Annotated in this window: 13 protein-coding genes and 1 pseudogene; 4 read left to right on the top strand and 10 right to left on the bottom strand. The window is 38.3% G+C overall.

Annotated features, from left to right (window positions below; all coding sequences use genetic code 11):
• Positions 1–20: 20 nt before the first annotated feature.
• Positions 21–320: a M23 family metallopeptidase gene (locus ACRPLY_RS13815; RefSeq protein ID WP_432231886.1), complete on the bottom strand. Its 300-nt coding sequence runs from the start codon at positions 318–320 to the stop codon at positions 21–23.
• Complete coding sequence (locus ACRPLY_RS13810) at positions 271–903, bottom strand: hypothetical protein (protein ID WP_432231885.1); 633 nt, start codon at positions 901–903, stop codon at positions 271–273. The genes ACRPLY_RS13815 and ACRPLY_RS13810 overlap by 50 nt, the downstream gene beginning before the upstream one ends.
• Positions 904–1,166: 263 nt before the next feature.
• Between ACRPLY_RS13810 and ACRPLY_RS13805 the strand changes: the two genes are divergently transcribed.
• Positions 1,167–1,703, top strand: coding sequence for a histidine phosphatase family protein (locus tag ACRPLY_RS13805; protein WP_325076384.1), 537 nt, complete (start codon positions 1,167–1,169; stop codon positions 1,701–1,703).
• A gap of 47 nt (positions 1,704–1,750) precedes the next feature.
• Here the strand turns inward: ACRPLY_RS13805 and ACRPLY_RS13800 are convergent, their stop codons facing one another.
• Entirely contained in the window at positions 1,751–3,784 is a 2,034-nt protein-coding gene (locus tag ACRPLY_RS13800) for a Na+/H+ antiporter (protein ID WP_028412925.1), read from the bottom strand.
• A 269-nt stretch (positions 3,785–4,053) separates the two neighbouring features.
• On the opposite strand from ACRPLY_RS13800, the gene ACRPLY_RS13795 reads away from it, so the two are divergent.
• The gene (locus tag ACRPLY_RS13795) at positions 4,054–5,367 is read left to right on the top strand and encodes a hemolysin family protein (protein ID WP_028412924.1); all 1,314 of its coding nucleotides are present in this window, start codon (positions 4,054–4,056) and stop codon (positions 5,365–5,367) included.
• Here the strand turns inward: ACRPLY_RS13795 and ACRPLY_RS13790 are convergent, their stop codons facing one another.
• The gene (locus ACRPLY_RS13790) at positions 5,368–5,814 is read right to left on the bottom strand and encodes a DUF4385 domain-containing protein (RefSeq protein ID WP_028412923.1); all 447 of its coding nucleotides are present in this window, start codon (positions 5,812–5,814) and stop codon (positions 5,368–5,370) included.
• Between the two features lie 173 nt (positions 5,815–5,987).
• Here ACRPLY_RS13790 and ACRPLY_RS13785 point away from each other — a divergent pair, with 173 nt between their 5' ends.
• The gene (locus tag ACRPLY_RS13785) at positions 5,988–7,307 is read left to right on the top strand and encodes a DUF2254 domain-containing protein (protein WP_228307261.1); all 1,320 of its coding nucleotides are present in this window, start codon (positions 5,988–5,990) and stop codon (positions 7,305–7,307) included.
• 46 nt (positions 7,308–7,353) lie between these two features.
• Here ACRPLY_RS13785 and ACRPLY_RS13780 read toward each other — a convergent pair.
• Positions 7,354–7,455, bottom strand: a pseudogene (locus ACRPLY_RS13780) (DNA topology modulation protein FlaR); the annotation flags it as partial.
• Between the two features lie 134 nt (positions 7,456–7,589).
• Here ACRPLY_RS13780 and ACRPLY_RS13775 point away from each other — a divergent pair.
• Positions 7,590–7,886 (top strand): hypothetical protein, encoded by a 297-nt coding sequence (locus tag ACRPLY_RS13775; RefSeq protein ID WP_028412920.1) that lies wholly within the window; start codon positions 7,590–7,592, stop codon positions 7,884–7,886.
• Between the two features lie 65 nt (positions 7,887–7,951).
• Here the strand turns inward: ACRPLY_RS13775 and ACRPLY_RS13770 are convergent, their stop codons facing one another.
• From ACRPLY_RS13770 to nikA, 5 genes are read right to left on the bottom strand one after another with little or no spacing between them, the layout of a single operon-like run.
• The gene (locus tag ACRPLY_RS13770) at positions 7,952–8,722 is read right to left on the bottom strand and encodes an ABC transporter ATP-binding protein (RefSeq protein WP_325076386.1); all 771 of its coding nucleotides are present in this window, start codon (positions 8,720–8,722) and stop codon (positions 7,952–7,954) included.
• Positions 8,723–8,731: 9 nt separating this feature from the next.
• Positions 8,732–9,529 carry an ABC transporter ATP-binding protein gene (locus ACRPLY_RS13765; RefSeq protein WP_325076387.1) on the bottom strand — a complete coding sequence of 266 codons (798 nt, stop codon included), beginning with the start codon at positions 9,527–9,529 and terminating at the stop codon, positions 8,732–8,734.
• A gap of 5 nt (positions 9,530–9,534) precedes the next feature.
• Positions 9,535–10,341 (bottom strand): nickel transporter permease, encoded by an 807-nt coding sequence (gene nikC, locus ACRPLY_RS13760; protein WP_325076388.1) that lies wholly within the window; start codon positions 10,339–10,341, stop codon positions 9,535–9,537.
• Positions 10,338–11,279 carry a nickel ABC transporter permease gene (gene nikB, locus ACRPLY_RS13755; RefSeq protein WP_033579366.1) on the bottom strand — a complete coding sequence of 314 codons (942 nt, stop codon included), beginning with the start codon at positions 11,277–11,279 and terminating at the stop codon, positions 10,338–10,340. The genes nikC and nikB overlap by 4 nt, the downstream gene beginning before the upstream one ends.
• Positions 11,280–11,281: 2 nt before the next feature.
• The gene (gene nikA, locus ACRPLY_RS13750; RefSeq protein ID WP_325076389.1) at positions 11,282–12,805 is read right to left on the bottom strand and encodes a nickel ABC transporter substrate-binding protein; all 1,524 of its coding nucleotides are present in this window, start codon (positions 12,803–12,805) and stop codon (positions 11,282–11,284) included.
• Positions 12,806–12,912: the final 107 nt, after the last annotated feature.

The following is a 12,912-nucleotide window of genomic DNA, read 5'->3' as shown; positions in this document are numbered from 1 at the left end:
GCAAACGCTATGGCTTTTAATCAATAGAAAAATGGAATAACTGTATCTCCGCGAATCGGTTCAATAGCCGCATGAAACTGAATTCGTAAACTTTTTGACGTTTCGATGTCAGAGGCATCCATGACGTGAAAATGAATGTGAGGTTCGGATGAATTCCCGGAATTTCCACATCTTCCAAGCAGCGTTCCTTTACGAACCACGTCTCCTTTTTTCACAGAAACCGACCCTTTCTTCAAATGTGCAAGCACACTGTATTCTTTCCCTTCATGTTCAATGATAACGTGATTTCCTAAAGGGATTTTCTTTATTCGTGTGCCCAATTTCATTGTCTTCTTGGCCGTCAGCTGCTGAAACGACAACTCCTTTTAGCGGTGCTACAACCTTTTTTCCATAGGCATAGTAATCTTCGTTTTTCATTCCATCATTTTTATAGCTTTTCTTTCCTTTTCGCACGACTAAATCATATGCATACCCTTGGCTTTCGACTGGATGGTGATAGTTTAACACCTCATGCTTTCCTCCCCAATAGACAAACCATTCACTTTGAATCGGCATCGTATATTTGTTTGCACTCCATCTCTCTCTCTCTGAAAATGATTCTATAGGAGCAAGCACAAGTGCTTGTATAATGTTATGTTCATCAAATATAACGCTGATGGCTTTTGTCTGGGTAGAATTTATCCAAATAAACTGCTCAATTTGAGGAGTTAAATAAAGATTTGTTTCTAGTCTGTAGAACTGTTCTCCTTGATTAAACAATTTGCTCTGCTCCAAAAATTGCTGAAGCGAAACTTGACGTTTAAATTCTTCGCTTACACAATCATAAAGCTTCTGAAAATCCCCTTGTGCAAATAAAGTTCCAAACTTTTCTCTGATATTTACTTTTCTCTCTGTCTCCATCATTGTAATCCACCCTTTTATATGTATTTCAATTTGTTTGAATTATCTATAAGTAATACGTTTTATCTTATAAAAAGGTTTCATTTTCCAATTATTCTATCTAAAAATCTTCTTCTATGCCGTATTTACAATTTTCTCAATCCATTTTATACTTATTTTACAAATATTTGAAAGGGGGTGCAGCATGATGAAAATAACGTTAAATAAAAAAATCAAGCTGCGCCGAGTAAGTATTTTTGGCGCTTAAATTTTAAGGAGATTTCACAATGAAAGTAGCATTAGTACGTCATTACAAAGTAAACAAAGGGCTTCCAGAAAACCACCGTTTATCCACCGATGAACTAGTGGCTTGGTTTCAGGAATATGATGAATCAGATATTACGTATGGGGAGACTGATTTAAATAATATTGAATGGAAACGCTGTTTTTCAAGCGATATGCCGCGAGCACACAAAACGGCAAAGCATATTTATAAACAAGAGATCACTCTCCTTCCGGAACTTAGAGAAATACCTATGCCTATTATTCCAGTAAAATTCAAACTTCCTTTTATTCTCTGGGCATTACTGTTTCGCATGTCCGGACTCAGCAACAAACAAGCTCGTAAAGATATGGCTGAGACTAAGAGAAAAGTAGCAGCAGTGCTAGATCGCGCTATTTCCGAGTCAGAAGATGATTTGCTGATTGTCAGCCACGGAGGCATTATGAAGTTTATGCGTAAAGAACTTATAAAACGCGGCTTTAAAGGGCCTCGGTTTGATATTGCTGTTAACGGAAAGCTTTATCTTTTTGAAAAGCAATAGAATGAAGCTTACTAGAAAAAGTCGCAGAGACTACTCTCTGCGACTTTTTAATAACCATTTTCTTCAATTGTTAATGCTTCACGCAAAGCGATATCTTTTCGGATATTATGAGCGATTTCACGCGTGATTTCTCCTTTTTCATAAAGTTCTTGCACCGTTTCCCGCTCGGTATGAAACGCTTTATAACATAAATCTCTCGTTGCTTTTTTACGTTTGCCTGAATTATACTCCGTACTCTCTTTTCTAAGTCTTGCCATGGATCTATGGTATTCACTAATGATAGCAAGTGAAATCATTCGATTTTCTTCGTTCATGTTTTCTTTAATGACCTTTATCGCTTCTTCAATCATTTGAATACGTACTTTGTTCACTTTACTTCTTCTGCGCAGGCTTTGTTTTCTTAAAGCCTGCTTATTCGGTGAAAAAATTCGGACTAGTAATAGCAAAACTTTTTTAAACCTCATCCAGCTCACCAATAATTTGTACCTTACACGATTGGTTACAGCCATTTCAAGCTTGTGCGTATGTTCCAAACAAATATACGCTGTCTCACGGTCTATTTTTTCCTCTTTTAATAGCTTTTCCACCAATTTCCCCTTGGCCTGAAGAGCCAGCAATCGAATTTCTTCTTCATACTGTTTGTTTTCAGAGGCTTCTAAAGGATGCGTTTTAACAATGATGTTATTAATCGTTGTATTATACGTTGAAATTAACGAAAGCGCTGCTCCACGATTTTCCTCGGTCATTTCTCTTTTTAACCGCTGAATAGCAGCTTTGTGCACTTTAATACGTGCTTTAACCTCTTTTGTATTGCGCTCAGGCTTCTTCGGCGCCTTTTCTGTTTTCGCAATAACAGGTAAAAGAATGCTTGCCGCAACTAAGGTTAACAATATAACGCCTGCTGCTAGAAAAATAATCAGAGAGCGTTCCGGGAAATCACTGCCGTTATCAAGCGTATAAGGAATCGAAAACGCTCCGGCTAACGTAACAGCTCCTCGTACACCTGAAACCGTAATAATACCAATAGACCGAGGCTCAGGTTTTAGATGCTTATTGTTTTTGTAATACCAGCCTACTGACCATGATACCATCACCCAAATAAATCGTAGTACAAGCAAAAAGACAGTAATAATCAAAATATAAAGAAGCACTTGTCCATTATTAAAGTTTGGATCTTGAATAATTGCTTTCGCCACTTTTGGTATTTGCAGACCAAGCAGCACAAAAACCAAGCCATTTAACAAATATAAAATCACCGTCCAAGTACTTTTTGATACCACTTTAAGCTGCTGGTTAGGTGATTCCTCTCGGTCGCGCTCAATCGCATGCACAATGCCGCCTGCTACAACTGCCAAGATTCCCGATAAATGAAAGTGTTCAGCAATGTAGAAGACAACAAATGGAGTTAGAATTTGTATTAACATATGAATCGTAATATCTTCCATTCCTAAACGTCGAACAAGTACACGCAGTCTGATAATCAGAAAAGCGATAAATGCTCCTACAAACAAACCGCCCAACGCTACCCAAAGGAACTGAAATGTAGCATCTACGATTGAAAAAACGCCCGTTACGGTAGCAGCTACTGCTACTTGAAACGCTACAAGACCAGAGGCATCATTCATCAGTCCTTCCCCTTCAAGCAAATGCATAATTCGCTTAGGCAGCTTTACTCGGCTCGCCATAGCTCCAACTGCCACTACATCTGTTGGTGACAAAATAGCGGCTAGTGCAAATGCCGCCGGTAACGGAATGGAAGGGATAAGCCAATTGATTAGATATCCCCCTACTGCCACCGTTACAAAAACCAGTCCCAGCGCTAGTAATAAAATAGGTGTACGAAGCTTCCAAAGAGCAGCTCTTGACACGTTTTTCCCATCATTAAATAATAGCGGGGCAATAAATAAAATAAAAAATAATTCAGGTTCCAAATGGACATCTCCGCCAAATGGCAATATAGCAAGCCCTGCTCCCAAAGCTATTTGAACTAACGGAACAGGAATAAATGGCACAAAATGATTAATGATATTAGATAGACCAATCAAAGCCAATAAGACTAATATCGTCAGAAAAAATTCCATAAAAACAATCGACTCCTACTTCTATTTACATCTCTTTAAAGGTATCACGTTGTCTCTTTTCGTTCATTTTATAATGTTTAGTTTACGCTTTTTCTGCCAAAAAATGTTGCGGGTTATTAAAAAGTGTTCTTTCTTTTCGATAAGTTTATTTCTACGGAGATTAAGGGAACAGTATACATGATATTCTTTATTTACCATATAAATCAGCTCATCAAACTTTTATAAAGGAGGTGTTCCCTTATCCGTTTCAACGGGGTAAGGAGATAAATTTGGAAACAGTAAATGTCATCTTATTCATCGTATTAATCATATTAACAGCCTTTTTTGTTGCAACGGAATTTGCCGTCATTAGGGTACGGTCGACTAGAATCGATCAGTTAATTGAAGAAGGAAACCGGAACGCTTTAGCAGCAAAAAAAGTAGTATCAAATTTAGATGGTTATCTTTCAGCCACACAGCTGGGCATTACGGTTACCGCATTGGGTCTAGGCTGGATAGGTGAACCTACTGTAGGTCATTTATTAGAGCCGCTTATTGACATGCTGCCTTTTGCTACATCACTTTCGCATGTTATATCTTTTGTTCTTGCTTTTTCGATTGTCACATTTTTAAATGTGGTAGCTGGAGAACTTGCGCCCAAAACGGTGGCGATTCAAAAAGCCGAACAAGTGACGCTGTTATTTTCCCGTCCTCTTATTCTTTTTTCTAAGTTACTTTATCCGTTTATTTGGCTTTTAAACCACTCAGCAAGAGGCGTTGTCGGATTATTCGGCCTGAAGCCAGCTTCTGAAAATGAAGTAGCTCATAGTGAAGAAGAACTTAGAATTATTTTATCTGAAAGCTATCAGAGCGGTGAAATTAATCAATCGGAATTTAAGTTCATGAATAATATCTTTGAGTTTGATAATCGTACGGCTAAAGAAATCATGGTGCCTCGTACAGAAATTGTTAGCGTATCAGCAGATGAAACGATAGAAGAATTCTTAAAAATGGCTAGAGTAGAGCAATATACTCGCTATCCAGTAGTTATAGATGGAAACAAAGATCAAGTGGTGGGATTAGTTAATATTAAAGAAATATTAGCGGATTACATAAAAGAAGATGATATCAAACCACGTCCCGTGCAAACGTATATGAAACCCATCATTCAAGTCATTGATTCCATCGCCATTTACGACTTATTGCTTAAAATTCAAAGGGACAGAATTCACATGGCCATCTTAATAGACGAGTATGGAGGAACAACCGGGCTTGTAACGGTAGAAGACATTTTAGAAGAAATTGTTGGTGAAATTCGTGATGAATTTGATGATGATGAAATACCGGACGTACACAAAATTAATGAAAATCACTACGTACTAGATGCGAAGGTGTTGATTGAAGAAGTAAATGATTTACTCGGAACAACTATTGAACAAGAAGACGTTGATACCATTGGCGGCTGGATGCTGACCGAAAAGTTTGATCTTGCTAAAGGTGATAGCATCAAAAACGAAGGTTTTTCATTTAAAGTCATTGATATTGAACATCACCATATTAAACGAATTGAAATAACAAAGGAAAAAAGTACGGATCCCAGCTGATTATCCGTACTTTTTTTGATGCTCTTTTTTCATTTTCAAGTACTCTTTATTCTCTCGTACCTCTTTCCATTTTTCCATAAAAATAGATGCCGATTCTGCTTTTTGTTCATCAATTTGCCGTTCGTTACGCTCGCCGTCTTTGTTGTATTTCTTTCCGCCTTTGTAGTTCGCGTAGCGCCTCGATCGCGTGTATCCCATTTGGAGAAATTTCCGGGCCATGTCCATTCCAACAAAATCGCTTTTTTCTTTGTAGGTTAAAAAAAGCTGATAGATGGCGGCGGCGGATTCCTCAGCAATGTCAGGTGTACGAAAACGCCAGTGAGGAAGAATTTCACTTTTGTATGGCTCAACAAGGAGAACTCCTTGTTCTCCTTTTCCTACTCTATACTTTTCAGGATGCTTTCTAAAATCGATATGTTCAAAGTCAAGTGAATAATCAAATGCCACGGTTCTTCCCTCCTTTTTGATCTCTACCCTTTACAAATGAATGATAAAACTTTTCTTAAAGAAGTTTTTCACATGCAGGTGAGGGTAATAATAGGTGGATAAGTATGGTTAACTTTTTTCTTCATACTAAAAGAAGTCCGAACTTATTAAATCATGATACGGGAGAGTTCGCTATGTCAATAAAGCTACAGCAAAATCGAATAAAAGCTAATTTTTGGATTACTCCTTCTATATACGGAATTGTTGCTTTTGTTTTAGCCACTATTAGTACATTTTTAGATCGATATTTGACAGCTCACAAACAGTGGTTAAAGTTAGTTCCTTCCGTGTTTCTAACGGATAAAGAGCTTGCTCATACTATTTTAAGTTCAGTATCAAATTCCTTATTAACGATGACGACAATTACGTTTTCTTCTGTGTTAGTGGTACTGACTACGTTTGTAGGTCAGTTTTCTCCTAGAACGATTCAGAACTTTAATACAGATGCCAAAACTCAGCGCGTGCTTGGCACTTTTATCGGTGGATACGTATACGTGCTTGTACTGCTCATTCAAGTTCGCAGCAACCAAGTCAGCAATACTTTTATTGTTCCTTCATTAGCCATCGTGGTAGCATTCATTTGCTTAGGGATGTTTGTGTTTTTGATTCACCACGTCATCAACTGGATTAAAGTCGGAAATTTAATTTCAAACATTGCAAAAAAAACGATGCTTACCATTGAAGAGAGACGGCTAGAACAACAAAAGCACCCCGAATCAAAGAATGAAATACAGGTTGATTTTGATAGTGAAAACACACTGCAAATTAAAAGTAATAGACAAGGATATATTCAATATATAGAACTCAACCATTTAACAGCACTAGCATCTAAATTAAATGTCATTGTTAAACTCGAAAAAGCACCCGGAGAGTATGTAGAAGCAGACACACCGTTATTAACTGTAATCACTCACAATCAATCGTTAGAACGTGAAAAATTTCTTCATTGCTTGTTTATTACAAATGACCAAGAATCGATCCAAGACGTAAAATTAGGTATTCAAAAACTAAGTGAAATTGCATTAAGAGCTATTTCACCAGCTATTAATGACCCTGAAACAGCTATTAACTGCATTGAACAGCTCACGCAAGTGTTTATCAAACTCGGACAAAGCTATTCTTCCTCTCCTTATTATTGCGATGAAGAAGGACGTATTCGAGTGCTGCTAGAAAAACCTTCTTTTACGGATTATTTGTACAAAGCGTTCTATCAAATTCGCCATTATGGAAAAGAAGATGTTTCCGTGATGTCTGCTGTCATTAAGGCATTAACTGTAATCGCTGAAACAAATCGCTCTGCCATCAAAAACGACGTGTGGGTTTTTTCTTCCTATATCGTAGAAGGACTGCAAAAGGAAGAGTGGCTTAAAATGGACAAAGAGTTTCTTAATCAGCTTCTCAAAAACCTTGCAAAAGCTTGTGAAAAAAAATGCGGGTCTATGTTGATAGAATAAAAACCAAAAAAAGCCGCTCATCAACTGAGCGGCTTTTTCTTACGATGTGAGGAACTTCTAATCTATGGGATAACAAACGGGCTAGAGTCGTTTTTCCACTTCCAACGGATCCAACGATATGTATTTTTTTACATGAAGCGCTTTGAATACTTCATCTCCTCCTACTTCAAACCTGTTCTTTTACACATATTGTATCATTCAAGTTCTTTTTCTCTAATGCAAACCAAAACGTTTTATGCTAGTATTTTATGGTACTTGACTGACAAAAGGAGTGAAAACACAGTGCCTAAAACCCTTTTTGGAAAACTTACGCTGTTTTGGATTGGACTATTTTTATTAATTACAGGTCTATTTTTTTATTATAAATATACAAACCAAGGGTTTACAGCTGCAGATTTATTCTTTCGCGCCTCTCCTCCTTTAGCTACTATTGGCTTTCTTTTAAGCGCAGCCGGACTATATGAAGAACGAGGAAAAAACAAGCTAATTCCTCTCGTTGTACTCACCATTAGTTTTATCATGCTCTGCCAAGCAGGCTATCACTTTATCCATATGCATACTCCACCGCCGCGTCCCTGACTTTGTCTCATTCTCATTTATAAAAAAGCTCTTCGTTTAGTATATTAAACGAAGAGCTTTATTTTCTATTCAAATAAATGCACAAGCTTTTTTGTATAGGGATGCCTGTTTTTATCAAATAGCTTTGCACGGTCAAATTGATCGATAACCTCGCCTTGCTGCATAACCATCATGCGACTGCTCATAAATTTTACTGCTGCTAAATCATGCGAAATGAAAAGATAAGACAGCTGAAAAGTCTCCTGCAAATCTTTTAATAAATTTAAAATCTTTGCTTGTACCGTAACATCAAGGCTCGCTGTTGGTTCGTCTAACAGTATCAGAGACGGACCTACACTAATGGCACGCGCAATCGCTACACGCTGAAGCTGTCCTCCGCTGAGTTCATGAGGATAACTCAGGGCATATTCCGAGCTGAGTCCGACTTTTTCTAACAAATAAAAAGCGATTTCTTTTTCATTTCTGCTCACATGAGATAAAAATGAAGGAACGGTTCGCTGCTGTCGCAAAGGCTCGAGCAAAGAATCGATGATTTTTACTTTCGGATTAAAAGAAGCCCCGGGATTTTGAAAGACAACTTGCAGGCCTAGACGAGCTTGCTGCAGTTTTTTCCCTTTTAACCGGTGAAGAGGTTTCTCTGCAAACCATACTTCTCCCTGCTGAGTCTCTGTTAACCTTAGCACGCTTTTTACAAGCGTACTTTTTCCGCTTCCACTTTCTCCGACAATCCCTACACATTCCCCTTTATCGATATGCAGGGAAACATTATTTAGCGCTTTAACGTCTTTATACTGTTTCACAAGCTGCGTGACGCGTAATATATTTTTTTCTTTCATATCTCACTCCTATATCAACACTTTTTTCTGCGTATCTAACAATCGATCAGGCGTTTTCCGTAAAGAAGGAATGGCGTTAAACAGTTTTTTTGTGTAAAAATGACGCGGAGTGTGAAGCAGAGATTCGATACTGTTTTCTTCCACGATTTCTCCTGCTAGCATAATGGCTGCGCGGTCCGCATATTTCCGCACATGACGCAAATCATGAGTAATAAACAGAATGGCACAGCCAGCTTCTTCTTTCAGCTTATACAGCAGCTGAAGAACTTCAGCTGCTGCCACGCTATCTAAAGCCGTAGTTGGTTCATCTGCGATAATCAAGGCAGGCTTCATCACCAGCGCTAAAGCAATCGCTGCTCGCTGAAGCTGTCCTCCGCTCAGCTGAGCAGCATAGCTTTTATACACGCGTTCATTAGGTAAATTCACCGCTTTTAAAGCCTGAAAAATGGCGGCTTTCCTGTCTTTTTTAGACAGCTCACTATGAGTACGAACCGTTTCATCAAACTGCTTTCCAATTGTTAAAAAAGGCGTAAAAGCGCTTCGATAATCTTGAAAGATATACGAAATATCTTTTCCAAGGATAGGAGCCTCTCCTTTCTGTTTAAAGGTGATAGAGCCTTCTTTAAGCGTTACACCTGAAGGCAGCAGTCCTCCTATCGAAGAAGCAGTGATGCTTTTCCCGCTTCCGCTTTCTCCAATGAGCGCCATCCACTGTCCTTGCTCGATTGTAAAAGAAACGTCTTTTATGATTTGTTTTGTTTTATTATGAATGGCTAGATGCTTTACTTCTAAAACGATGACGATCACCTCTTTTATCGATTAACTTGATATTTTCCTCGAATATATTCACCTAAAGCTGTAAACGTCAGCACAAATAAAATAATGGTCACACCTGGTATCAACATTAGCTGCGGAGCATTGTAAAAGTAAGCCCTGCCTTCATTTAGCATCGTTCCCCATTCCGGAGTAGGCGGCTGAGTCCCTAGTCCAATATAGGATAATGAGGCCATCATTAAAATGATTTTCCCTATATCCAGCGTAGCAAGAACAAGAATATGTCCCCCGACGTGAGGAAGAAAGTGGCGAAGGATTAAAGGCAGTGTTCCCACTCCGTTTAATTTAGCAATCAGCACATATTCTTTTGACTTTTCTTGAAGCACAATACTCCGCACTACCCTTGCATAACTAACCCACTTTACAATAACCATCGCAGCAATTAAGTTAAATAATCCAGGCCCTAACAGTCCGCTTAGGACAATGGCTGCAATATAATCAGGAAAAGCTAAAAAAGCATCTACAATTCTCATTAAAAAGCGATCTATCTTTCCTCCAATATACCCTGAAACTAAACCAACCGGGACTCCAATCAAAAGAGAGAGCGCTAAGACAAGACAACTAGTTCCAATCGTAGTCTGAGCTCCAGCTATGATTCGTGAAAAAAGATCTCTGCCTAAGTGATCAGTCCCTAGCCAGTGATCACTGTTGGCTTTTTGAAGCCGGTCTTGCATATTGACTTGTGTGGGGTCCATTGGTATTAGCTGACTTCCAAACAGACAAAATAAAATAAGCACAATACCACACATGCTTATTACTACAAAAAGAAGCTGCGGCTTTTTCACGTTTTATCCCCTCCCTTTACATAGAGCTGGGGATTTACATATTTGTAGCTCAAATCCACAAGTGAATTGATTAAAACAACAAACAGGCCCATCCACAAAATATACCCTTGAATCACAGGATAATCACGATTCATAATCGCATCAATAACTAGTTTTCCGATTCCAGGATAAGCAAAAAGCACTTCAATAATAACCGTTCCTCCAAGTAAACTCCCTAAGCTTGTCCCTAAAATGGTAAGAATGGGTGTTAAGCTATACCGAAACGCATGGAAAATAAAAATGCGGCTTTCACTTATTCCTCTTGCTCGAGCAGATCGTACAAAATCTTGTTTCAATCCTTCTAGCAGACTAGCTCTAATCATTCGCATATACACAGCGGACATGGCAAAACCAAGTGTTAAAGAAGGCAGCACAAGATGGGCTGCTGTGCCTGTACCCATTGAAGGAAGCCATTGAAGACGTACAGAGAACAGCTGTATAAACAAAAGACCGAGCCAAAAGCTTGGAATAGACGCTCCAATTAAAGAAATACTTCTGCTGAGATAATCAATCCACTTATTTGGATATAGTGCTGACAGCGTTCCGAGTGGCACAGCTATTAAAAGCATCACAACCAAAGATGCAACCGTCAAGCGCAGCGTAGCCGGAAACTTCTCAACTAATTCGTCGATGACAGGCTCTTTTGTCATATATGAAGATCCTAAATCAAACTGAAAAAAACGCTTCAGCCACTTTACATATTGAATATATACGGGTTCGTTAAACCCTAGCTCTGTTCGCAAACTATTTATTTGTTCCTCAGACACTGCCACGTCATCTACGCGAAGCATTTGCTTAACTGGGTCTCCTGGAGCCAGCTTCATTAAAACAAAGCTGAGAAACGATAGGATAACTAAAAAAATGAGTAATTCTATTATTCTTTTACCAATTAATTTCATATCTATTTCACATCTAAATCCTTTGTTATCACATAGTATTCACTTTTGGCTGTAACCCAATTTTTTACATTGTCTCTATAGGCTACAAAATTGTTCGGGTGAACAATCGAAGAATGCAGCGTTTCCTTTTCTGCTATTTCTCCGGCTTGTCTTGCTAACTTATTGCGCTGTTTTTGATCAACGGTTTTATTAAGCTCATCAATAATGGAAGCTAATGCTGGTTCATGAAAATGTCCAACATTAAATGCCCCTCCCTCCGTATAAAGAGCATTAAAGAAATATCCTGCATCTCCTCGCGGCGCGGTTACTAGGCTGTATGTAACGATTCCCCAATCATCTTTTGTTGTCATATACTCATCCATATTTTCCACTTGTTGAATGTTTATTTTTACACCAATCTTTTTGGCTTCTGACTGAAGCATTTGTGACATTAAAGGCAGTTCTGGACGATAAGGGTATGTAACAAGCTTAAAAGAAAGTTGTTTTCCATTTTTTATTGCTTTTCCATCCTTGAGTATATAACCGGCTTTTTCTAAATGTTTTTGAGCCTCACTTGGTCCGTAGGTTTTCGTTTTTTGATCGTTCGAAAAATCCAAACTATCTAAAAATGGACCTGCTGCTGGTGAACCTTGACCTGCGAGCGCTGTGTTGACAACATCCGTGGGATTTAATAATACATCAAACGCTTTTCTCACATTTTTATCTTTAAACGCTTCTTGCCTTGAATTATAGAAAAGCATTTGATTTCTGAGGCTCGGCTGTATATCTACTACAATAGATGAATCTTGTTTTAAAGTATTTAAGCTTTCAATTGCCGGACGATATACAATATCAGCTTCACCTGATTGTAAAGCAGACGTGCGTGCATTTTCATCATCATTAAATGTTAACACAACTTCATCCAATTTTGGTTCCCCGTCCCAGTATTCTTTATATTTTTTTACTTTCATTTCACTATCCGGTTTAAACGAAGCTACTTTAAATGGTCCCGTTCCCACTGGTTTACTTTTTATATCTGAAGTATCTACATCAATAATTGCCGTGTTTGGATGAACAAGTTCAGAAGGCAGCGTAGCAAGCGGCTCTGTTGTTGTAATGATCAAGATTTGGCCACTGGCTTTCATTTCTTTAATTTTAAGTGCACTTTTCATTGCTTCACTTTCTTTTATCGTTCTTTCTAACGAATGTTTCACGGCTTCAGCATTCAAATCCTTGCCATTTTGAAACGTAATTCCGTCTCTAATCTCAAATATCCAGGTCGTCCCATTATCTTCTGTTTTCCATTTCTTTGCGAGCCACGGTTCAATCTGTAATTGCTCATTCACTTTGACTAGTGTTTCCGCAATGCCGGCTCTTACAGTGGTGTAATTTAACTGTGGATCGAGCGTGTCACTTGGAAAATTCGATACAAAAGTAAGTGATTTTGTTTCCCTCTCTTGTCCGGTACTCGCGGATTTACTCGAACATGCCGCTAGCATACCTATCGTAGCAAGCGTTAAGCATAGCAGACTTATCTTTTTTCTCATATAAACCCTTCCTTTATTAAAAGCTATCCTTTTTTATGTACTGTCTCTAACTATAATTCCCCTCCTTTAAATCGTAACGATTATTATTATCATAAAAAGTTTAATTT

The organism is Priestia sp. TGN 0903 (genome assembly GCF_050846855.1).
Classification (GTDB): Bacteria; Bacillota; Bacilli; order Bacillales; family Bacillaceae_H; genus Priestia; species Priestia zanthoxyli.
This window is presented reverse-complemented; position numbering and strand designations above follow the sequence as displayed.